The organism is Vibrio sp. MMH1-50, from assembly GCF_022347645.1.
In the GTDB taxonomy this organism is placed as follows: domain Bacteria; phylum Pseudomonadota; class Gammaproteobacteria; order Enterobacterales; family Vibrionaceae; genus Vibrio; species Vibrio harveyi.
Map to the genome: position 1 here is coordinate 25,196 of NZ_JAKRGG010000018.1, position 23,355 is coordinate 48,550.

The 23,355-nt window shown below is 42.3% G+C and carries 19 protein-coding genes and 1 pseudogene; 11 read left to right on the forward strand and 9 right to left on the reverse strand.

Annotated elements, in window-relative coordinates:
• The first annotated feature begins 152 nt into the window (after nt 1-152).
• The 6 genes from MHO32_RS14450 to soxR all read left to right on the forward strand — a co-directional run bounded on the left by MHO32_RS14450 (nt 153) and on the right by soxR (nt 4,488).
• Nucleotides 153-392 (forward strand): hypothetical protein, encoded by a 240-nt coding sequence (locus MHO32_RS14450; protein WP_049536329.1) that lies wholly within the window; start codon nt 153-155, stop codon nt 390-392.
• Between the two features lie 1,153 nt (nt 393-1,545).
• Nucleotides 1,546-1,764 carry a hypothetical protein gene (locus MHO32_RS14455; RefSeq protein WP_049536332.1) on the forward strand — a complete coding sequence of 73 codons (219 nt, stop codon included), beginning with the start codon at nt 1,546-1,548 and terminating at the stop codon, nt 1,762-1,764.
• Between the two features lie 92 nt (nt 1,765-1,856).
• On the forward strand, nt 1,857-2,306 hold the full coding sequence (locus tag MHO32_RS14460) for an NUDIX domain-containing protein (protein ID WP_239212689.1): 450 nt from the start codon (nt 1,857-1,859) through the stop codon (nt 2,304-2,306).
• A 130-nt stretch (nt 2,307-2,436) separates the two neighbouring features.
• A complete protein-coding gene (locus MHO32_RS14465; RefSeq protein WP_239212691.1) occupies nt 2,437-2,724 on the forward strand; it encodes a hypothetical protein in 288 nt (95 codons plus the stop codon).
• A gap of 318 nt (nt 2,725-3,042) precedes the next feature.
• A complete protein-coding gene (locus MHO32_RS14470) occupies nt 3,043-3,762 on the forward strand; it encodes a carbonic anhydrase (protein WP_017188619.1) in 720 nt (239 codons plus the stop codon).
• A gap of 294 nt (nt 3,763-4,056) precedes the next feature.
• Nucleotides 4,057-4,488 (forward strand): redox-sensitive transcriptional activator SoxR, encoded by a 432-nt coding sequence (soxR, locus tag MHO32_RS14475; protein ID WP_239212693.1) that lies wholly within the window; start codon nt 4,057-4,059, stop codon nt 4,486-4,488.
• A gap of 33 nt (nt 4,489-4,521) precedes the next feature.
• Here the strand turns inward: soxR and MHO32_RS14480 are convergent, their stop codons facing one another.
• From MHO32_RS14480 to MHO32_RS14505, 5 genes and pseudogenes are all read right to left on the reverse strand, one after another.
• Nucleotides 4,522-4,917 carry a DUF2391 family protein gene (locus MHO32_RS14480; protein WP_005448769.1) on the reverse strand — a complete coding sequence of 132 codons (396 nt, stop codon included), beginning with the start codon at nt 4,915-4,917 and terminating at the stop codon, nt 4,522-4,524.
• On the reverse strand, nt 4,910-5,770 hold the full coding sequence (locus MHO32_RS14485) for a tetratricopeptide repeat protein (RefSeq protein WP_005448770.1): 861 nt from the start codon (nt 5,768-5,770) through the stop codon (nt 4,910-4,912). Before MHO32_RS14485 ends, MHO32_RS14480 begins: the two co-directional genes overlap by 8 nt.
• 192 nt (nt 5,771-5,962) lie before the next feature.
• Nucleotides 5,963-6,526 carry a GNAT family N-acetyltransferase gene (locus MHO32_RS14490; protein WP_009697219.1) on the reverse strand — a complete coding sequence of 188 codons (564 nt, stop codon included), beginning with the start codon at nt 6,524-6,526 and terminating at the stop codon, nt 5,963-5,965.
• A 516-nt stretch (nt 6,527-7,042) separates the two neighbouring features.
• A pseudogene (locus MHO32_RS14500) lies at nt 7,043-7,408 on the reverse strand (class I SAM-dependent methyltransferase); the annotation flags it as partial.
• A gap of 124 nt (nt 7,409-7,532) precedes the next feature.
• Nucleotides 7,533-9,050, reverse strand: coding sequence for a phospholipase D family protein (locus MHO32_RS14505; protein WP_239212695.1), 1,518 nt, complete (start codon nt 9,048-9,050; stop codon nt 7,533-7,535).
• A gap of 582 nt (nt 9,051-9,632) precedes the next feature.
• Between MHO32_RS14505 and MHO32_RS14510 the strand changes: the two genes are divergently transcribed.
• The 3 genes from MHO32_RS14510 (at nt 9,633) to MHO32_RS14520 (ending at nt 14,510) form a co-directional block, all read left to right on the forward strand.
• Entirely contained in the window at nt 9,633-10,790 is a 1,158-nt protein-coding gene (locus tag MHO32_RS14510) for an efflux RND transporter periplasmic adaptor subunit (RefSeq protein WP_009697217.1), read from the forward strand.
• A 13-nt stretch (nt 10,791-10,803) separates the two neighbouring features.
• Complete coding sequence (locus tag MHO32_RS14515; protein ID WP_029790151.1) at nt 10,804-13,962, forward strand: efflux RND transporter permease subunit; 3,159 nt, start codon at nt 10,804-10,806, stop codon at nt 13,960-13,962.
• A 281-nt stretch (nt 13,963-14,243) separates the two neighbouring features.
• Nucleotides 14,244-14,510, forward strand: a complete 267-nt coding sequence (locus MHO32_RS14520) for a hypothetical protein (protein WP_005449840.1) — start codon at nt 14,244-14,246, stop codon at nt 14,508-14,510.
• Nucleotides 14,511-15,215: 705 nt separating this feature from the next.
• On the opposite strand, the gene MHO32_RS14525 is transcribed toward MHO32_RS14520, so the two are convergent.
• From MHO32_RS14525 to MHO32_RS14535, 3 genes are read right to left on the reverse strand one after another with little or no spacing between them, the layout of a single operon-like run.
• On the reverse strand, nt 15,216-18,317 hold the full coding sequence (locus tag MHO32_RS14525; protein ID WP_239212697.1) for an efflux RND transporter permease subunit: 3,102 nt from the start codon (nt 18,315-18,317) through the stop codon (nt 15,216-15,218).
• Complete coding sequence (locus tag MHO32_RS14530) at nt 18,314-19,642, reverse strand: efflux RND transporter periplasmic adaptor subunit (protein WP_239212699.1); 1,329 nt, start codon at nt 19,640-19,642, stop codon at nt 18,314-18,316. The genes MHO32_RS14525 and MHO32_RS14530 overlap by 4 nt, the downstream gene beginning before the upstream one ends.
• The gene (locus tag MHO32_RS14535) at nt 19,629-20,285 is read right to left on the reverse strand and encodes a TetR/AcrR family transcriptional regulator (protein WP_045486906.1); all 657 of its coding nucleotides are present in this window, start codon (nt 20,283-20,285) and stop codon (nt 19,629-19,631) included. Before MHO32_RS14535 ends, MHO32_RS14530 begins: the two co-directional genes overlap by 14 nt.
• A gap of 291 nt (nt 20,286-20,576) precedes the next feature.
• Between MHO32_RS14535 and MHO32_RS14540 the strand changes: the two genes are divergently transcribed.
• Both MHO32_RS14540 and MHO32_RS14545 read left to right on the forward strand, forming a co-directional pair.
• Nucleotides 20,577-21,788 (forward strand): hypothetical protein, encoded by a 1,212-nt coding sequence (locus MHO32_RS14540; RefSeq protein ID WP_239212701.1) that lies wholly within the window; start codon nt 20,577-20,579, stop codon nt 21,786-21,788.
• Nucleotides 21,788-22,582 carry a hypothetical protein gene (locus MHO32_RS14545; RefSeq protein WP_069218499.1) on the forward strand — a complete coding sequence of 265 codons (795 nt, stop codon included), beginning with the start codon at nt 21,788-21,790 and terminating at the stop codon, nt 22,580-22,582. Before MHO32_RS14540 ends, MHO32_RS14545 begins: the two co-directional genes overlap by 1 nt.
• Before the next feature lie 58 nt (nt 22,583-22,640).
• On the opposite strand, the gene MHO32_RS14550 is transcribed toward MHO32_RS14545, so the two are convergent.
• Nucleotides 22,641-23,300, reverse strand: a complete 660-nt coding sequence (locus tag MHO32_RS14550) for an HAD family hydrolase (RefSeq protein WP_239212703.1) — start codon at nt 23,298-23,300, stop codon at nt 22,641-22,643.
• Nucleotides 23,301-23,355 lie beyond the last annotated feature (55 nt).

The window sequence follows — 23,355 nt, forward strand, 5'->3', positions numbered from 1 at the left end:
CTTTGCATTTTTACTAAGCGTCGTGTTGTCGTATAAGGTGGAGTGGCGTTACTTCGAAATTGCGTTGCTAAAATTTCAACGCAGCACAATATATAATGGTTTTTATGTTTACTTCCAGATACTTAGCTATAAAGCCTAACGGAGAAGAGGTCTTGTTATCTGTTGATGTTTCCTCTCCAAAATTAGGAGAGCAAGATTACACATGTACAATCTTAATTCCAACTTTAGATGTGAATGAAAATATTTTTGGTGTTGACGAACTTCAAGCTTATTGTATGACTTATAAGCGTTTAGAAATGTTATTCCGAGAATTAGTCTCTCAAGGCTACAAGTTTTATTCTCCAGATCAATTAGACTCTGAGGTTGATGTTCTTTCTTGTTATTTTTTTTGAAGTCGCCTCTCTTATCTAAGAAACTTCGCGATGGAAAGCAGAGCCGGGTTAGACCCTTTAAGAAGCTTGTTTTGAAGAAGAAAGCTGTTAATGGCGCTGGTTTGTTTCGAGTTCAAGGGGCAGGGTTGCGAATGTTCTGTACAGATAAGAAATGTGGTTTGTACGAGCGAGTTCACGAGTTGGGTTTGACGGGGCTGAGTTTTAAAGAGATACAGTTATCTCCCTAAAACACCGTTTGCAATACGTCTGGAGCTCGTCATTCATGTATCTATCGATGCCCGCAGACGTTTTGGAGGTAAAACTACTATTCAGTAAGTTACAAACTATCGTGAAATCAGACGGAAAAATATTGAGTAGATTTGCGGTTTTTTCAATGAAGGGGTATCAACGTTCATTCTAAATCTAAGTCAAATTTATGTTTAAGAAGCATATACAGGTATTGCTGAGAATAGCAAAAATGGGTGATTGAAAATGTTAATAGTTGCGCTAGTTGTATTCTTCTCTCTGGTTACGATCCATTTTTCTCATGTCTTTTTCTCAATTTGCTTGAGTTCTTTTAATCAGTTTACAAATTATTCTATGTGGTTAAGACCTCTTTCCCTCTGTGTCATGGCTGCCTGCGCACAGTACTATATTCTGTCACTAATTTTGGGCACCAACCTACCAGCTGTTTCTGGTTTTGTACTAGTGGTAACCAATGCTCTCTTTTTTATCGGTTTTTTCTCTGCTTTAAAAGCTAAAAGGGAAACGGAAGAATAGTCAGTTGCCATAAATTGTGTCACTTAGCTTTAATCTTTGTTCAGACCCCGTTCCCCATAATTGTGTTGCTGATATCTTCCTTTTTATTGAGCAAAAGGTTCGACAACGCATTCCTGGCAAGTATTTAGATGCAAAAGGCAGGGAACATTCGATGAATGATTTGACACGTCAGGGTGCGCTTGGTTTGCATGGTGAGCGGTATTATGTGAATAAGGAGCTTACCGTGGTTTCAAATAAGGCTAACACTGAGAATAGTTGCAGTTATTTCAGTACGATAATGTCATGAATCGCAAAGGATCAATCTACTACTTATCACCAAAGCTTCTCGTGATAGTTTCGTCTCTCTAAAGTTTGTTTTGGGAAAGCAGAGGAAAGCCTCTTTAAGGTCTTTAGCATGCAGAAGCGGAATAGATACCACTGGCTCAGGGTGGTTATTGGTGGTGTGTTTGGCGCTATCGTCGTTGTTGTCCTCTTCCACTTATTTGGTTCTCTATTTGGACCGCTATACCAATCAGAAGATGAGTCTGCTCGTAATTTTGTTATTTTCCTCGCCTGTCTTTTTCTTGGAATTGTTAGCGGCGCGTTGTTTGCTTACAAATATACAGTGAAATAAAAGAGCATATTCGAACACCCCATTGAGTGAAAAAAGATTGGCATTCACTAATGTCACATCATCTGACGTAATAGAAAAAAGGAATGGTACCAATGCAATATGGAATTCAGCATCATGTTGAGATTGCAGCCAAAGCCGCAGGCGCGGTCATTTTCAATCAACACAGAAAAGTTTTATTAGTTCAAGAACTTCACGGAAAAAAAAAGGGGTTATGGCATATTCCTTCTGGCAGTGTCGAAGTGAAGGAACTTCCTCAACAAGCTGCAGTTCGAGAAGTTTTCGAAGAAACGGGCTTACAAGTTAGCTTAGATAATTACCTGAACACTTATGTAGGGTGTTTTGATGATGGTGATTTGGTGCTTCGTCACGTGTGGGTGACAGAGGTTGAAGACCAAAAAATCTCACCAATATTTAGCCATGAGATAGGTAAAGCACAGTTTTTCACTTTAGCTGAAGTAGAGGAAATGTATGCCCAGTCTAAATTGCGAATGCATCATACTCTTTTGATGGTGAACGATGCATTCACTTGGCGAGAAAGTTAAACGTAGTGGTTTCTGGTTACAAGTAAGATCCATGTGCAGGACTGCCTTTGTTTTGCCGCTTTCCCTTTGAACATTCTCACATTATGATTGTCTCAGTTTTTATCTTTGATGTGAATGTATGGTGTATGGAATGAAACATTTGATGTTGGCAGCACTCCTATCTAGCACTTTCCCAGTGAGTGTGTTGGCTGATGATGTGTTGGGTGTTCCCAATGTAGAACTAGAAGATGAGGGCTGTTTGAGTGTTGTGTGTAAAAACACTATCGAGCCAGAAACGGTTGCTAAAGCGGGTGAGTTTCCAGACCGTGAGGGCAATGAAACCCTATCCGCATTAGGGAGCGTACTCTTTGCAGCAGGAGAAATGGGGTTAGCCGAGAACTTACAAACAGAAGATCCAGAGCTGAGCACGACTAGGTAGTACAGGAATGGTACTATGACGGGATTCGCTCTCTTCTAAATTAGTGTTCTCTATTTTATAGCAATACTAATATCTGAGCATCTTTGATACGCTCGATAAGTGATTCAAAAATAAAGACCGAGCATCGTGCTCGGTCTTTTCGTTTGTGAGATGTTTTCTCACTTTTGAATCCTAAGTAATATCTCAATTTCGCGACTAGAGTGATGGGTTCCAAAGTTAGCTCGCAATCATTGTTTTCAGTCTGTTATGTATGTTTCCACAACGATTAGTATGAGTGTGCTTTCACAACACTCGAATGGAAGAAAACAAGGAGAAAACATGAAAAAGTCACTAACAGCACTTGGTCTTGCTTTGGTATTTGCGAGCTCCGCGAATGCGGCGAATTGGGGCTACGAGGGGGAGCATGGACCTGCTCATTGGGGGGAGTTTGCTTCCGAATGCGCTAAAGGACAAAACCAAAGCCCAATTAATATTCAATCGTCTACTGAAGCCAAACTAGATAAGCTTCAATTTGATTATCAAGGTAAAGCTATTTCATTGCTAAACAACGGTCATACCTTACAGACGAGTTTAGAAGGGAAAAATACACTGACGATTGATGGCAAAGAGTTCGTATTAAAACAATTTCACTTCCACACGCCATCAGAAAACCATGTAGATGGAAAGGAATACCCTCTAGAAGCGCACTTTGTGCATGCTGATAAGGCGGGTCACCTAGCCGTTGTAGCAGTGTTCTTCAAACTGGGTAATGAGAACCCAGATCTAGCTAAGTTACTGCAAAACATCCCTAATAAAGATCACGATGTTGCTATTAAAGTCCCGTTTGATGCGGACGCGCTTATCCCAAGTGATAAAGATTACTACCGTTTTAATGGTTCTCTAACGACTCCGCCTTGCTCTGAAGGAGTTCGTTGGTTGGTAATCAAAGACACTAAAACGATCTCACCTGAGCAGGTGAAAGAATTTGCTAAAGCAATGGGACACAACAACCGTCCAATTCAGCCGCTTAATGCGCGTATGATCCTTGCTCAGCAGTAATCTGCGTTCACACAGAGAAAGATCCCACTAAAGCTAATGAATGGCAATCAACCTGTTTTTGCCATTCATTTTCTAACCCAAGCGTCGCATCATCCCTAACGTAACCGTTTTGGCACCTGTTGCTAGAATGTTCTTATCATAAATAGTCGTGAAGAATGCCCTCTAAATACTGCATAGCCAATGAGTACAGGATTTTATTTTTCATCGTCTTTAATGGCTTAATTTGTTAGCGTAATGTAACTTAAAACCTCAATTAAGCTTGAGGTTGGCATTTGTAAGAACAAGAGGCAAAGCATGGAAATCAGTGTTGGTGAGGTAGCAAAGCGTTCTGGAGTAAAGGTTTCAGCACTGCACTTTTATGAGCAGAAAGGACTCATATCAAGCTGGCGAAACCAAGGCAATCAAAGGCGGTATCACCGCAGTGTACTTCGTCGTATTGCGGTAATTAAAGCAGCTCAACAAGTCGGACTATCCCTAGAAGAAATCAAACAGGCATTAGAAGAGTTGCCCAAGCATCAAGCGCCAAACAAGCAACAGTGGGAAACCATGGCAAGTCATTGGCATGCACAATTGGATCTAAAAATTCAAAAGCTAAAAGCATTGCAAAATGACTTAGGCGGGTGCATTGGATGTGGCTGTTTGTCGCTTGGAACGTGTGCGTTAAGAAACCCAGAAGACATATTAGGGAAAGAGCATTCGGGGTCGAACTTAACGTTGGATGATTAGGGGCAACTAGCCCCTAGTGACGAGAATGTGGTTCTATTCTTTATCAAAACTATCGACGACGATAGCGCCCATTGAAGCTGGCATGGTTATGACTATTACGCGTTTAAGAGCGATAATTGGGTCGGTAAACATTGGCAATTTGTTGATGCAAAATAGAACCAGAGCAACAACTACAGCGGCAATAAAATAAGCAATCACGACACGAAAAATAAATACCGTAATACGAGTCTTGATGTTGCTTTGAAATACACTTTGATAGGCGAAAAAACCTAAAAAGAGTACTGAAAGGCTAAACAACATCAGTAAGTTAATAAAAGGCAGGCTTTCTCCTAGTCGCCATGCCTCTTCCGAAAATGAAATTGGCACGGCTAAAGCAAAAGCACCAACGAGAACTTGGCTGGCGTCTTCGAGATTGAAGTGGCTACTCATGCTTAGACTCTGTAGTGTTACTTGTGAGAAGTTGCTCGAAGCGTTCATGACCATGAAGCAGTTCCAGATCTTGCTCTTCAGCTAACAAGTCGCGAATTGATGGACTGGCATCTATTGCACGCTCCAAATCTTCAATCGCTTGTTCTTCAATGCCGAGTCGAGAGTACGCACATGCACGTTGATAAAGCGCCGGTCCGTTAGTGTCATCTACTTCCAAAACGCGATTACATAAGCTCAGTGCCCAGTGGTATTCTTTGATCTCCATTGCGGCATCTGCTTTGTAAGTAAGTGCTTCCAAATCGCCCGGGCGAATCAGCAGAATCTCATCGTAGATATCGATACGTTGCTCTGGAGTTTGTGAGCTTTGTGCACGAAGCCATAAGTTATGGATTTCGTTGATTTTCTCGATTTCTTTGTTGTTCTCGCTGATGATGCGAGTTTTGCGTTTTAAGTCGCGTTCTAATGCTAGGAACTTTTTCTCGTATTCCTGAGCGATTTTTTCTAGTCGCTTGTCTGCCATTTCTTTGGTGTTGTGTTTAAATTCACGCAGTGACTGCCAACCGACAAAGGCAATTAGCGATGCAACACCTGCGATGATATAGAAGAAGTAGGTGACGGTGACGTTAGCGTAGTTCAATGATTTATCGGCTACGGTAAGTTCGCGGTCGGTGATCTCGACGACCATCCGTCGTTCTAAATCCTGTTGTTCCTGACGTAGAGACTTTAATTCGTCGAGGATATAACGTTCCATCAAAGGGCGATCTAAAAGGTCGGATTCTGAATACTTTTCTTCTGATGCTAGAGATGGAAAAGAGAGTAGAGCAGCGAAGAATATGCCGATGATTAAGCGCATAAAACGTCCTTTTGCGTCGAGAGTGGATGGATCTCTGAAACCATAGCAAATAGCGACTATGTTTAGCAAAGAACTCATGAAAAACACTTGTTTTATAATGTGTTCTGACGAGTCATTAGCTTTTCGTCTTGTGGCGGACTATCTCACTTTGTAGGGCGTTTGCTCTTTTTACTCCGGTATTGTGTAAGTGGTCTATGCGAATTGATCTGGGCTGAACAAGCCTTGGATCAGTGTTTGCCACTCTTCTTTCAATACGCCATATTTGACCGAGTCGTAGTATTCGCCTTGGTAATAACGCACTTTACGAATTCGTGCTTCTTGCTGCATGCCGAGTTTCTCCGCACAGCGCATCATCCTCGGGTTACCTGACCATGTGGTTAATCCGACTCGCTCTATCTCTTGTGTATCAAAGATATGGCTTATCCAAGGCACCAATGCGCTAAAACCTAACCCTTTGTTCCAGTAGTTAGAATCGTAAATGACGATCCCAGCTTCTAACCAACGCGTGCTCTCGCATTCCCAATACCAACTTACAGAGCCAACAGGTTTACCCTCGAACTCAATCAATAACATGTCTTCACCTTTTATTAGGCGTTGTAAGGTGTTGTTACGAAAGCCTTCCAGTGTCGGAGTTTGATATGGAAAGTAAGGACCATTGAATTTAGCCCATCGTTCATCTTCAGTAATTAACTGATATAGATTCTTTGCTTCTTCAGGGGTCGCGCGTCGCAGTGTCACGCCTTGGAAATGGTACATAGCTTACCTTTTAATTAACGTTTAATGGCGGTGACGCTGAACGTGTGCCAATGCTTTGTGTGTCCAACAGCTGTTGTGCCATCTTCATCTCGTTCGTGAAAATGAAGTATTTCATAACCTTCAAACAAAGTTTCCACTTGCTCTTTGGTGAAAGCACAGATGTTGGGGTGAGTACCTGCCTCAACCCAAGAATCGTTGATTCCTAACAAGTCGCCACAAAATACGCCGTTAGGTACTAGGGTCTGTTGACCCTTTCGCGGTTAAATTTTGTTCGAGATAAAATCGTTTTAGGCGAGGCAAGGAGTGTGCTGCCTAGTCATTCTAAGTAAATACTCCTTAACAAAGCATAAAACGATTTTGCGGGGGCGCCTAGCCCGAACCCTCCGGGCAGTGTTTGTTGGTCATTTCTACTGCGTTATCGCCTTCTCATGTAGGCTAGCTACACAGCAAAGTCTCTGCCTTGTATAAATCCCCAACAATTCGCTGCAAAAATCAGCTCGAAAGGTCAACAGACCCTAATGCTTTGTTGATTTTTTGCCAGACCTTGGCGAAGTGTTCGCTAGGACAAAAGAACAAACTAGCGCTGGCGATAAATAAACTGCAAGCAGGATACGTAAAATCACTAAAACAAGAATGGGATATGGAATAGTGAGGGTTGCCTTCAAAGCGAGTTAAGCAGGTTTCGACAGCGTCTTGATGCGCATCGAAAGCATGAACGGTGTAGCCTCGACTAAGAAGATATTGAGAGTCTCTTCCAGTTCCACATCCCGCATCTATAGCGGTTTTATTATCGAGAGTAAGTAAATTCGCTGCACGCTCGACATTGGGACGGTGCGGCTGCTGCGCGACCTTTTGATAATATTCGTTCCATTTTACTGACATCGTGATTCCTTTTTCACTCTTCTATTTTTGTCGTATTACGTTTCAATAGAACACGACTCCCTTATGTTCTGAGCGGTGGGCTATTCTCTCTGGTTTCTGGTATTCAGCAGGCGCATAACGAGGGTTATAGCTGATCTTCAATTGGAAGTATGCCAGAGAACCAAGCGCCCATTTTTCTCCATACACTGGCTTCTGGCTCCGAATCGAATTCTTCACCAGTCTCCATATCAACCCACGCTATGTCGCCATCTTTGATTACGATTTTATAGGCATTTTCTCTGAGCTGTTTGGGCAACTGCGCTAAGGATTTTTGCACGTATTCAGGTTGTTCGATGACGACTGCCATTTCGGTATTGAGTTCAGCGGAACGTGGATCCCAATTCATGGAACCAACAAACAGAGTTTTACCATCGATCATCATGGCTTTGGCATGCAAACTTGCTCTGCTACTGCCCGTGAGACTCCATTTACTTTTGATTTTTGCGCTGGCTTTCACTTCCCAAAGCTTGATCCCAGCTTTAACCAAGTCTTCTCGGTATTTCGCATACCAACCATGAACGGCAAACACATCGTTCGATGCCAAGCTGTTTGTGACTATTGTGATGTCGATACCTCGCTTTGCCGCGTCCGTCAGTGCTTTTGTCCCAGATTTTGTTGGTACAAAGTACGGGGATATTAGTACAAAAGAGTTATCTACGTTTGCTAACAGTTCACTGAGGTTGGCAACAAGTTGGCTTTCTTGAGTTGCAATCTTATCGGGCAAGTCGAACCAAACTTCACCTTGTCCCCAGTATAAATTCAACTTGCCCTGTTGCAGTTCTTCGTAAAGATCGAGTTCTTTAAAATTATAAGGACCAGTAGAGAACTTTTCTTCTAATTTCAAGTTCTTAACTTGAGTTTTAATGGCATCGTCGGCAACTCTTTCTGATTCAGGCACAATCCACTCCATTGGGATCGCATACAAGCTGTTCCAGTAAAGGTCGAATTGATCCGCGGTTTGTGTCACAGCCTCGCCATAAAGCATGACATCGAAATCGCCGAATTCGACATTAGATTCAAAAGAGAAGTATTCATTGCCAATGTTTCTGCCACCAACAATCGCGGAGACACTATCTGATATTAGTGACTTGTTGTGCATACGACGATTAAGGCGGTCAAAGTCACTCGCAAGAGCAAATACGCGCGCGTCTCGGTATTGATGAGGATTGAACAAACGAATTTCGATGTTAGGGTGAGCATTCAGTTGCGCCATACCTTCATCATTGCGTTTTTGCATGTCATCCAGCAATAGGCGAACACGTACACCGCGTTGAGCGGCTTCATACAATCGCCATGTCATCAGTTGGCTAGTTTCGTCGCTACGGTAAATGTAGTACTGCAAATCCAAACTTTTCTCGGCGGATTCAATCAGAGCTATTCGAGCAAGAAGTGCGTCATTGCCTTGGTTTAGTGGATAAAAACCGGTATCAGAGTCTGGATCTTTGTCGTAGCTTTCAAAAAAATCAGCCAAAGCAGAATCATTTTGATAGCCAAATTGAAAGCTGGTGGATTTCTCACTTGGATCTCTGGGTTGAATGGATGAACACGCTGAGACCAGTAAGAGTATAGAGCCCAAGAGGGCTTTTGAGAGAGAACGTCGCAATGCACACTTCCTTGTTTATCATAACCTTTTGATTATATATCAAGCGTTGGTAACTGGTAATGCGAGCGGGTTAGGTTAAGTCGCAGTTTTCACATTCAAGGCAAAGAGCGCGAAACCACATTTAATGCATGAAAATGGAATATTATTCAGGCGGACAATATCATGTTTTTAACTTATGTTTTGTTGGTAAATGGTTAATATCACTAATATCTGGTGGTAATTACCAACACTGAACTACAAAAAATAGCTAGATTAATTTAACTTATTGATATTTAAAAAGTAAACGATTGGCACACCTATTGCGTATAAACGGTGAGTGTGAGAAGCCGTAACTTGCGAAAGTGGTTAAGTTTTTGTTAATTTTATTAACTTGCCATGGATAGTTCTTTTGTGATCGATAGTCACAAAAACAGCGGAAGCACGGCTCTTTTATAAAGTTGTCTATTTCAGATGCAAATATCTCACTGTTTGTCCGCGGGGAGTGTAAGGTCCAGTTACAAAATCTCGGATTTTTAACGTGGTCTTAAGGCGAATGCCTGATGGGGATGAATAGGAGAATACAAAAATAAAAAAGGATTTTTGATGTTAGCAAAACCAGTATTACGTTGGCTTTTACCCTTCGTCGTGATGGGGGGGGCTTATGCGGGCTATGCCGCTATCGCTGCGACCGCACCAGAAAAAGAGTCAACCAAAGACACCGTTACTGAACCTACAGTACAAACTTCTTCACTTTTTCCAACCGATCATAAAGTCGTAATCACCAGTCATGGTGAGATGGTCCCTTTTGAGAAAACCCACCTCGCTGCACAAGTCAGCGGTGAGGTCGTGAGTTGGCATCCAAACTTTGTCACTGGTGGCATCGTTAAACGTGGTGAAGTGCTATTCACGATTGAAAGTGATAACTACGAAGCGGCAGTACTTCAAGCTGAAGCCGGTTTAGCAAGCGCTCGTGCAGCTCTAATTGAAGAGCAAGCAAAAGCTGAGGTAGCGAAACGTCAAGCGAAGAAGTTAAGCGATAAACAAATTACAGACCTCTATTTACGCAAACCACAGGTGTTAAGTGCTCAAGCGCAAGTGAAGTCAGCGCAAGCAGCCCTGAAACGAGCAAAGCGTGACCTAGAAAACTGCAAAGTGGTAGCACCTTACGATGCTCTCGTTGTTGAACGCGACATCGGTGTCGGTCAATTTGTTTCTTCTGGTTCTCGTGTGGCTACGTTAAATAACATTGAAGTGGCAGAGATCCATGTTCCGATCGCAGGCTTTGACAGTGCGTTCCTTCCTGACTCCTTAAAAGAACTGCGAGCAACGGTGACCCAACAAGGTATTCTTTCAACAACGAGAGAAGGTAAGGTCGTTCGAGATTTAGGAATGATCGACAGCGCGACACGTATGATCAACATGGTCATTCAGGTGAAAGATCCTTATGGCTTAGATAACAAGCAGCCGCCGATTAAGTTTGGCTCGTATGTCGAAGTGAGTTTCACAGGTAAAGAACTAAAGCACATTTATCGCTTACCACAAGAGTTAGTGAAAAACCGAACGGTTTGGGTAGTGAATGGTGAAAATGAACTGCAACCAAGAACAGTAAACGTGCTTCGTGCAGAAGGTGAGTTTTTGCTTGTTGGGGAAGGCTTGGAGCAATCAGACATGCTTGTTCTGACTTTGCCTGAGTACCCGCAAAAAGGCATGGCAGTCCAAGTCGCAAAAAAGAATGACGACTCCGAAACCGTCGTACAGTAAGTAGGAGTCAATCATGGAAGAGAATCAACAAAAAGGCATTATTGCCTATTTTGCCAATAACTCTGTCGCTGCAAACTTAATGATGGTGTTCATCATCGTGATGGGCATCGTGAGTTTCTTATTCATTCAACGCCAAATGTTCCCGAATGTTGAGGTCAACTACATCAATATTCGTGCTGCTTATCCAGGTGCTTCTCCACAAGAAATTGAAGAGAGTATTTTGGTGAAAGTGGAAGAGTCGATTAAAGACGTCACCGGCATCAAAAAGACGGTCGCACGCGCATCCCGAGGCAGTGCGCATGTGTCGATTGAAGTGGATGTGAACGCGGACATCAAACGTGTGTTGGACGATGTAAAGCAAAGAGTGGACACCTTATCCAATTTGCCTGCGGGCATGGAGCCGATTAACGTTTATCAAGTGGAGTGGCGGCAAGAAGTCATTGAGATGGGGTTAGTCGGGGACCGACCTCTTGAAGAGCTCAAACCTATTGCTAAACAAGTCGAAGATGAGCTTCTGCAACTACAAAACGTTATGTTAGTGGATCTCAGTGCGCCAGAGGAAGAGATTGCGATTGAAGTCGACCCACTTGTTTTGCGTAAGTATGATCTAACACTGAATGACGTGAGTAATGCGATTCGTCGCTATTCTGCTAACTTCTCCGCAGGTGAGGTGAAAACCAACGCAGGTATGATCGCGGTTCGTATTGAGAACCAGTACTACCATGGCGATGAATTTCGAAATATCCCCGTTAAACTCGGCGCAAATGGCGCCAAGGTGTTACTGCAAGACATTGCAACCATCAAAGATGGCTTCACAGAAGAAGATCGTTACTTTGAATATTCAGGTCAAAACGCAATTTACATGGCGGTTCAAGCCACGCGCGACCAAAACATCATTCCTGTTGCAGAGTCTGTTCGTAATTATATTGAAGCAAAGAACAAAACGTTACCTAGTGATATTCAGTTGAAAGTACTGGTTGATATGACCTATTACCTCAATGGTCGTCTCGATATGATGCTGAAAAACTTGCTTCAAGGTGCGGCGCTTGTAGCGATCATGCTGAGCGTGTTCTTGCGTTTCCGCTTGGCGATGTGGGTAATGTTAGGGCTGCCAGTGTGTTTCTTAGGTGCAGTGATGATGATGCCCATGCTTGGTATCACTGTAAATATCGTTTCTTTATTTGCCTTTATTATGGTACTCGGTATCGTTGTCGATGACGCTATCGTGACTGGGGAAAGTGCTTATAGTGAAATCGAAGAGAAGGGCGGTGGTGTCGAAAATGTTGTCACTGGCGTTAAACGTGTTGCTACCCCAGCTACCTTTGGTGTGTTGACTACGATTGCGGTATTTGCACCTTTCCTGCTTTCTAGTGGTATCGATAGTGCTTTCTTTTATGGCATTGCTGGTGTTGTGATCCTGTGTCTTACCTTTAGTTTGATTGAATCTAAGTTGATTCTTCCGGCTCACTTGGCGCATACGAACTTCAAACCAATCAAACCAGATGGATGGCGTGATAGCTTTAACAAGCGTTTCTTTGGTTTTGTGAATGGTCCTTACCGTAGTTTTGTTAAAGCGTGTACGCATTGGCGCTGGACTGTATTTGCCTTCTTCTGTGGCTTGCTTCTTATTAGTGCAGCCTTGGTGAGTTCTAACTATGTGCGTGTGATTCCGAATCCAAAGGTACCAACGGATTATCCTGCGATTACGATTGAAATGAATGACACGGTATCGAGTGAGCAAACCATTAATGCGCTAAAAACCATTGAAGGTGTGATGCAAGAAATCGAAGATCAGATCATCGATGAATACGGTCAAGGTATGATTCGTGATGTGCTGTCTTACAACCGCAGTCGTACTGAAGGTCGCATTCTTGTGCCACTTGTCGATGAAGAATTACGTCCATTTAATACCTTTGAGCTTGCGCGTCGTTGGCGTGAAGCTATGCCTGTGATTCCGGGAATGAAGAGCTTTAAGATCCGTGAGCAAAGTGCAGGCGGTGGTGATCGTGATGAGTTTGGTTACTTATTGTTTGGTTCGGATATTAACGAGCTGAATGAAGCGGGCCGTTACTTGATTGGTCGACTGCAGCAAGAAGAAGGTTTGTATGACGTATCTTCGTCTATCGATTCCGGTAGCAAAGAAGTTCTACTATCACTTGCTCCAGTTGCTTACGACCTTGGTTTGGATCTGACGATGATTGCAGAACAAGTTGGTGGCAGTTTCTATGGTGGTGAAGCGCAGCGCATTATTCGTGATGGTGAAGAAATCAAAGTCATGGTGCGTTACCCGCAATTGACTCGTGAAGCGTTTTCTTCTTTACGCTATGCAGTGATCACGACGCCAGCAGGGAAAAAGGTCATGCTGGGTGATGTGGTTAAGATCAACGAACAACCGGGTGTGAGTAGCATTCGACGAGAAGGTGGTTACCAAACCGTTTACGTTTATGGTTCTATTGATGAAGAGTTGGTTGAACCTCAAGAAGTTGTGAAGGTAATTGACGACAACATCTTACCGGACATGAAGCAAGCTTTCCCGAGTGTGAAAACGGAATTGGGCGGTGATATTGAAGAGCAAGCTGCACAGCGTAACGAGCAAATCATGTTCTTCATTGCAGGCATGATCATCGTATACATCTTGCTGGCTGTGCCGTTGAAGAGCTATACCCAACCGCTGATCGTCATGTCGGTGATTCCGTTTAGCTTAACAGGTGCGATTTGGGGACACTTCTGGCTGGATATGGACATCAGCATGATGTCGACGTTTGGTTTGATCGCGGCAGCGGGTGTGGTTATCAATGATTCCTTGGTGATGACAGATTACGTCAACCAGGTGCGTGAAAAAGGCATGAGCATCAAGCAAGCAGTCGTTGAGGCTGGGTGTGCACGTTTCCGAGCGATCACGCTGACATCGATCACGACGTTTGCTGGTGTTTTACCCATCATGTTTGAAACCAGCTTGCAGGCTCGATTCGTTATCCCTATGGCAGTAGCCCTTGGTTTCGCAGTGCTGTTTGCTACTGTACTTACCTTGATTTTGGTGCCTTGTTTGTACCTGATGCTTGAAGACATTAAAAACATCTTCCGAGCAATCAAACGCTTTTTCGGGCGTGTGATGAGTAAGTTCAAGAAGCCGTCAGCGAATACAACTGGTAGAGAAAGTATGCAAAGCTAGTTTCACCTAGAACGAAATTACAAAGCAGTCTTCGGGCTGCTTTTTTTGTACCTTAAGCGAACTGAAATGAACTTCCTATACTATAAATTGAGTGAATGGTTAAATATTCATAAATTTGCTTGGTTAATTTAACACTGAGTGTGTGAAATTCGCCACCGAGCAGATGGTAGAAAAATGATGTTTATTTTAAGTTATTGATATTAAAGGTTTAAAAAGTTGGCATTCTATGTGCAATGTATAGGATGCAACCCAATGAACTGCTAATCCCTAAGGAGCTTATTATGCAAAGCGTATTTCTATCTACTCTAGGTCTTATTGCTGTAATGTCATCACCAATCGCTACTGCTAACACTCTAGACAAAGATGAGTGGAGTGCAGATCTACGTCAAGAATTTACAACAATGAAGCATGAGGCAGTTGCGGACATCCAACAAATGAACATGGACGCCATTGATGAACGTGATGAGCGCATTGTTAAACACATCAAAGAACAACAAGCGCAGTTGGTAAAGATCAAGTGCCAGAAGATAGAGGCAACCAAATCTTAAGCTCTGACGTTAAAGATTCCGTGTTAGCCACAAGGAAGCGTGATTAACCAAAGTACATCCGATACAGGGGCGACGTGATGAATTATCGGCGTCAATCTTGTTGCTCTGTTTGCCAATCTATTTAACTAGGTTGGCTTTTTTTGTGTTTACGAGTTAGTGAAAACGAACGATATATCTGGCGACATGATAGACAACAGTAGTGAGTTGAAATAGTTAGAAAGAAAAAAGCCCGCGAAGAATACCTTCGCGGGCGAAAAAAGGGCACCAATTTGGGTGTCTATTCATTTTGGAGATGGTCGAACGTCCATATCATACTGACAATAGGCTTGGTGAGAGGCTTACCACCAGTGCGACCAACGGGGCTAAAGTTAACATTGTTGTAATCATTGTTAAAATGTTAATTCTTCAATCAATGATTTCATTATCGTTAGTTCAAATTGTGAATGTGTTGTCTGTGTGTGTTTTTGCTGTGCTAAATGTCGTTTTTGATAATAAAACTTATCATAAACACGGTACCTGTCATTTGAATTAGTTATATAAAAGTCAACATATCGCATTCTCAATTGTTCATATTTGCACTTAATGCCTCATAATAACCTTTTAATTGTTACGTGTTTGTGTGGCTTTTAACGTTATTCACTGAAAACAAAAAGAGCGACCTAAGCCGCTCTTGTTTGTTTTGATAAGGAAACTTATCGGATTGTTTTAGATCTCTTCGTGCTTATGAACTAGACCGAAGTCAGCCAAAATGGCATAAGCGGCAGGAATCATAAACAGTACCAACAACGTCGAGGCGAAAATACCAAACACGATAGAGATAACCAGAGGTTGGATAACTTGGGCTTGCAAACTGGTTTCCGTTAGCAACGGTAGCAAACCTGCAGCGGTTGTCATCGAGGTTAGGAATACGGCACGGAAACGTTCTCTACTCGCTTTAACGACAGAATCATGAACATTGTCACCTTCATCTACATGATGGCGTATGTACTGTACTAGCAGGATTGAGTCGTTTACTACGATACCAGCCAATGAGACAAAGCCCATCATGCTCGGCATACTTAAGGAATGCCCAAGCACAATATGCCCCCATACTACCCCGATAAAAGCAAGTGGGATCGCGAGCATGACTACAAACGGTTCCAAGTAACTGCGGAATTGGTAACTTAGGATGGCAAACACGCCAAATAACCCAAGCAAGAAGCCTTTGCCCATAGAGGCTACGGTCTCGGCGGTGTCTTTAGCTTCACCTTCAAAGTCGAAACGTAACCCAGGGTACTTCTGCATCAATTTTTGCGCTTCATCTTGTTGGAATTGGCGAATGATAGCGGTTGAGTTTGCCTTGGTGTTGTCGGTATCACCAAATACGCTCACCGTGCGCAATCCATCAATACGTTGGATGCGTACGTAGTTGCGCTGGAAATTCAATGTTGCAATGGTCGCGAGCGGAATTTGGCTACCGTCTGGCAAGATAATCGGAAAGTTCGCCAACTGTTGTAAATCGCCTGCTTGCGTTTTATCTAGTCGAACTTCTATCGAAATATTCTCAACGCCGACTTGGATTTCGTCAGCGGTTTGACCAAAAAATGCCGCACGCAGTTGGTTTGCAACAAGCTGACCATTGATGCCATAAGCTTCTGCGCCGGGACGCAATTTAACCAGAACTTCCTCTTTACCCATGCGCATGTCATCTAGCACGCCATGAACACCGTCAAATTGATTAAGATACTGTTGAATATCAATCGAAGCTGCTTTCAATGCATCAAGATCATCATGTTTTGCACGAATTTCTATCGCTCGCCCACCCGGTCCCATCGTGGGCTGTTTGAATACCAGAGAGATGGGGTCTGCGAGTTCTCCAATATCTTCACGCCATGCTGCGACAAAGTCATCAATGAGAGTGTTGCGGCTTTCTGCCCCTAACAAGTCCAATCTAACTGTTGCGATATGGGGACCTGATTCGTTGGCATCGGCATTCGCGTTGAATTGACTAGTTATGTGCAGTACGAGCGGATTACCGCCTTCAACTTTTTCAGTCCATTCTTTATCGAGCTTTTGCGCTGATGCGACGATCTTATCTACCACTGCCTCTGTTTGGGATAGCGAAGACCCAGGAGGAAGAATGATACGAGCTTCGGCAATATCACCGTCTAGCTCAGGGAAGGGCTGGAACTTAAGCAAACCGCCAATTAACGTTGCGGCAGAAATCAGCAGCAAAGTAATGACACTGCCCATGAAAGCGTAGCGATACTCAACCACTTTATCTACGGTATTAACCAGCGTGGTATTACGGAAGTTCTCAAAAGATGCCAGTAGCTTTTGTTTGAACTTTGGTGTGGTCTTTTCTTGTTTTTGTTTATGCAGTGAATGAGATAAGTGGTTGGGTAGAATCAAAAATGCTTCCATTAAGCTCAAGCTTAATACCAAGATAAGTACTTGCGGGACCGCCTTTAGCACTGCACCCATTTCACCTTGTAGAAACAGCAGGCTACCAAAGATGCAAACGGTGGTTAAGAAGGAAGAAATTACACCCGGTAAAACTTTCTTAACGCCTTTGATAACGGCGTCATCAATCTCTTCGCCTCGGTCAAGGTGAGCGGCAATGGACTCTGCTATAACGATTGCGTCATCCATCATGATACCGATCGCCATTAGCAAGCCGACTAAGGACATAATGTTGATGGATAGTCCAAGCTGTGCCATCAAAAACAAGCCACCTAAAAATGCAACAGGTAAACCGGCGGCAACCCAAAATGAATAGCGAAAGCTAAAAAACAACCACATCGTAGCGAAGACCAAAATGATACCTTGCCAGCCATTTTTAACCATCATAGTAAGACGATCCCAAAGCACCGACGAGAGATCATTGGTCATTTGTAGCATGGCTCCGTCTGGCGCGTTGGCTTGCTGTTCTTCCACAAATTGAGCGACACGTTCTTTGATTCTGAGAGCATCGTCTTCTTTGTTTTTACTGATCTTTAGAAGGGCAGAAGGGTGACCATCGAAGAGTACTTTCTGCTCATCTAATTCGAAACGATCTGTAATCGTAGCGATGTCTTTTAAGCGAATGATTGAGCCATTCGGACCTGAGCCAACAACAATAGTTTCTAGTTCTTCTGGCGTAACGCGGCGTTCGTCAAAACGAATCAGGAAATTTTTGTCTGGTGTTTCAACATTACCACTTGGTAACTTAACGTTTTGACGACCAATTTGCTCCGCAATATCACCCACACTCAGACCTAATTGTCGAATCGCTTGTGTATCAAGCTCTACCCTGTATTGATGATCCGAGAAGCCTGCCACATCGACCAAAGACACGCCGTAATCGAGTTTTAGTGTGCGTTTAAGTTGTTCGGCATACCCTTTTAATTCCGGCCAAGTCGTATTTGCAGTGATTGCCACATCAACGACAGGCTCGTTCCAGTCCAGTTCTTGAACTACGGGCGACTCAATTTCTTGTGGGAAGTCATTGATCGAGTTAATTTGAGTTTGAACGTCAACGAGCATGCGACCGATATCGGCGTCCTCGTTTAACTTTAAGATGAGACGAGCTGACCCTTCAATAGCTTCACACTGAGTTTCTTCAATATTAGCGAGTCCATCTACGGCGTCTTCCATACGAACACAGATACTCTCTTCCACTTCTTGAGGGGATGCTCCTGGATAAACCACGCCAGCAAGAATATAAGGGGGATCGAATTCCGGAAAGGTTTCTCGCTTGATGCCAGAGAGGGAAGAAATACCCAAGATAAGCAACGTCAACATCAACAAATTGGCTGCGGTTGGGTGTTTTGCAAAGAATCGGATCATGAGTCGGACCCCTCAGTCACCGTTTGGCTCTGCTCTGATGCTTCCTTCAACAACATGCCGTTGATAGCAGGCAACAGGTCATTAATGATCAACTTTTGACCTTGTTCCAAGGCACCTTCGACAACGACTTGGTTGTCGCGTCGATAGAGTACCTCAACAGTCACGATTTGAAGGCGGTTATCTTCACCCATCAGGTAGATCTTGTCTCCATGGAGCGCGCGTTCAGGAATAACCCAGCTTGGATTCTGTTGTCCTTCAATCAACGCACGTACAAACATACCGTTCACGAGAGGTGGTACAGACGTTGGTTTCAATGCTCGATAATCTTGCTCAATCTCCAATATCACCCCAGCGGTGGCTTGGCTTGGATCCACCGTCTCGCTGATACGCGCGACTTTAGCAGACCAAGACGCAGATAGGTTGCCGCTATTAAGCTCAATAATGGCGTGGATAGCATTCATATCAGGTTGTGGGATACCTGACTCATCACGTACAAACTCACCGATGCTTGAAGCAAGGGTTTGCATATCATGTATCGACAGCTGGGCTTCAACTTCCATCACATCAATGCCATGCCCTGTGACCATAGTTTGTTTAAGGTTCACTACTTGATTTTGTTCTATATCCACCTGAGCAATGCGCAGATCATATGGGAGCGTGATGATGGTTTTATCAAGTGAACGTTTCGCCTCATCCACTTTCGAAGCGTTGACCTTAACTAACGCCTCAGCGACACGCTTCTCATCTGGCATCAAACCTATCTGATTTTCAATATCAAGCACCAACTTACGCTGAGAAAGCGCACTTTGCTCTTGTTGATCCACATCAGATTGTGATGTTAAGCCTTTCTTGCGTAGGTTTTGTTTACGAGCAAGTTCCTTGTTGGCGATCACTAAACGATTCGCTTCAATTTTTAGTGTGCTTTTTAAGTTCGCTTCTTCTTGGTTTAGCTTAGCCAGAGAGGTTTGTGCAGACTTAAGGTCGGCTTGAGCTTGAACCAATTTTAATTCGTAATCGAGTGGATCGATCCTTAAGATCTCCGTTCCTGCTTGTAGTACTTGCCCTTTTTCCAATTGTGGGTGGCGATAAACTACTTTTCCAGTGACTTCGGCGATAGCCTTCCACTCAATTTTGGGTGTAATTTTTCCGAACCCAATAGCGATAGGAGCAATGGCTTTCAGTTCAAGAGGAACAGTTTCGACTAACCTTGCGCGATCCCCCGCAGGTTTTACTGGCAAATCTGGTTTGAGGTTAATTGCCAAAAGCAGAATGACGATCCCGGCAGCAAGGGCAGGAAAGAACAGCAGTTTTTTATTCATTTTCATATTGGTCGCCCGAGTCTAAGAGTCCATGTTTCATCAGTTGTATGTTGTGTTCGAACAATCGGTTCAAGAATGCTTCTGAGAGTTCAATACCGTGTATGGCGAGCAGCGCTGGTGGTGCCATAAAAGGGAAAACCATTAAGCTGATATAAGAGACACGACAAAGTTGCGGGTCAGCTCCCTTTCGCAGAACACCACTGTCGACCAACTTATCGAAGATAACCCCTTGCATTGGTTGGCTGATGTCGGCAAATACTTTTTCAAGTAACTTTCGTTGAGTTTCGGAAGGAGGCATGTGCATGACTTGAGCTATTAAGCGAGGAAACTGCGGCACTTTGATCATTTCTCGGTAATAGGTACGCATTAAGTCGAGAAAATTTTGCTCACTGCTGTCTGATACGAGAGCTTGCAATTGCTTCTGCATGGGTGACAGTGTCTCGCGCAGCATCGTTTCAAATAGCCCTTCCTTATTTCCAAAGTAGTAACGAATCATCGCGACATTCACTCCAGCCTTTTGTGCGACCAAACGAGTGGATACTTTGTCGTAGGCCATGATGGTGAAGAGCTCGCGTGCGTGGAGTATTAACTTTTCACGAGCATCAATTTGGTCTGTGGGTCTTCCTGCCTTTCTTTGAGCTTTTGTCACCGTCGCCTCTCAAAATATTAAACATTTGATTAATTATAAGACGGCGATTGGTTATACGACATACGAAAAATTCATCGCTATTTAATCAATTGATTAATTTGTGATGAAGGCTTGAACTTGGTGTTTTAGATGTTGTCATCTTCCATTTTTAGTGAAGGAAAGTAAATTTGTAAAAGATAAAATACTTACTTACACAAATTGGATGCACCACTCGTAATATATCTAATCTAATCCTTAAGTTTGTATTGAATTTATTAACATATAATCTTTGCTATATTTGAGAAAGATAAAATGACTTGGAAAATGTTAGATAAAGCTCCGACGGAAAGTAATGCGAGAGATGTTTTTGTATTAAATAGAACGAGTGATTATATAAGTTCATTAGGGATTAACCCTAAATTTTTGAGCGATAAAAATATTCACATTACTAGACAAGCAATATTGGTAATAAAGTCAATGACAGATTTCGATAGGAAAAATGTCATAGATGATATTTATAAAATAATAAATAATCCTAATAAGTCTAGTTTGATAAAACATAGGGTTAATCCTTTTTGGCGCATTGCAAGAAATATGAATCCATTTACAAGTTATCATTTTTTAATTCTATATCGAATTTCTGATATTGGTTCTATAGTCATAGAAGAGATTATGATTGACAATGAACTACATGGTTCAAAACTAAAATCAAAGCAACAAAGAACGATGTTATATGATGTAAGAAAAAAAAGTGATGCTCGATATACTAAAGATAAATGCAGTAACTCTGAAATCGAAGATGCTTTAAATAGCTGGGATAGTTATGGAGCTGAGATCATCAACAAAGTAAATTGTGAACATGTGACTATTAATGGAATGAACAACGACTACAATACTGCATCTAAGCTGATGGGTGTTCATACAGATGTCGCATACAGAAAAGATAATATTGTTAGGTACAATCTATTTCATAACCCTACTGATGGTGGAGTGTTCGATTTAGCTGAATGTATATTTGACCAAACTCGAATATTCAAAAGCAGGAATGCTCAACAGCTTGCATCTTTAATGATAAAGTCGCAAGGTGAACGTAGAAAAGTAAAATGGACGGTTCATAGCCAAGGAGCCATTATATTTCGTTCAGCACTTGAAGAAGTAAGAAAGCAGAGACCAAATTTAAGATTAGAGGGGCATGAGTTAGCAGTACATAGCCCTGGTGGAAATTATGGAATTTTGGCTGTTAAAGCCAAAAATATTGGTATGAAGGTTCAGGAGTTAAGATCTAATCCAGCAGATTTTGTACCTAACGTTATAGGTTTAAATGGAATGACTAGCTTGACAAAAATGAACTTAAGTTTGAGTCCAGTATTTATTTGGGCATGTTTTTTATCTAAAACAATTGGTGGAAGTCCTCATTCACTTCCTTACCTTGGACTTGACACCTATGAAAAACAGTTACGAGAGAATGGTGCAAAGCAAAAGGCGAGGGTGGTAGGAAAATATGCGAAAATAGGAAAGCACTGATGTACATTTCTTCATTTTTTAATCTTAAGTTTCGGGCAGGAGCTAAGCTTGCTCAAACGCAACAAAGACTCTATCGGTTTGGTAGTTTAATTTGTGACTTGACTGTTCCTGAAGGGTTTAACGAAAGTAGTCTAAGTGGTAATTTGCCAGAAGTGGATTTTGAATACTATCTTAATAATTCAAAAACTAAATATCATAACGATATTATTGAAATATCACGTTTAGATTGGTTTTACCATACGTTAATTCCATATCCTATGAATTATAGTTACTATGGTAAATTGACCGTTAAAATTCAATTGATCCCTTTTCTTTTTAAACATAAAAAAGAAATAGACATGGATTGTATAAAAAGAGATATTGAACAAAGATATGAAACATTCTATAACGCAGAGGAATATGATCATGAAACAGGAAGAGGGTATAATAAATTTAAAATTAAGCTAATTAATGAACATTTCAACGAAAATTACATTATTGGTGATTTGAGACTTAAGGAAAGCCTTATAAATAAACGAATTCAAGAAGTTTTAATAAAAAATCCTGAATTTGTTTTTAGGGATAATTATATAATGTATGAAGAGGTTCGTTCAGAATCAAATCTAAAGAATCAGTATTTCTATATCCTCAATGAATATGGATATATTAATTTGGAAGTCCACCATGATGGATGGAATGATAAATATATGGGTGTCTGCTTCGAAAATTCGAAACAGGCAGAAGAGATTATAGTGTCTTCATTACATGTTTCTAAATATATTGAAGAAGGCTCTTCTGAGCACTTGCTGAAGTAGGCTAGGTTTCAACAGAGCATGATTTTTTATCTACCTATTAGCAGTTAGTGTTGAACCACTAACCCCAATTCAACAAGGTCCAATTCGGTCTATCAGCGTGCACTTTTAAGCGAGGGCATGGATTCACAAGGTAGACGTAATTTGCGTATTCACACAGTGGCAAGTCGTTGATTGAATCAGTATAGAAGTGGATTTCCGAATAGGACTTTGCCTGCGTCGCCAACCACTGTTTTAATCGGGTAACTTTGCCTTCTCGGTAACTTGGGATTCCATCGATTTCTGCGGTATAGCGGTTATCAGCCACCACCAAGTCAATTCCAAGAGCAGTCGGAATACCCAGATGTCGTCCAACAGCTGTCACTAAAAAAGTGACACTTGCTGAGATGATGACCATATCAATACCATCACGAGACAGTTGTTCAATGAGCGTTTTGGCTTGAGGGTGCTGTCTAGCCAGAATATGCTTTTCTACGCACTCTTCAACCAAGGCGTTGACTTCTTTAATCGACATGTTTTCTATTGGCTTCATGGAAAACGCTAGGTAATCTTCCATCTCCATTTTCCCTTCTGCGTACAAGCCCATTAGGCGAAGATCTTTCTCAATAAAGTTAGGCTCAGTTGCGATGCCTTTCTCCACCAAAAACTCATTCCAAATCATTGCACAATCAGCGTTGATTAAGGTCTCATCCATATCAAATACATACAAAGGTTTGGACATAGTTCGGTTCTCACTAGTTGGGTTGAGGACGATGTAACCTCTCGCTCAGTACAGA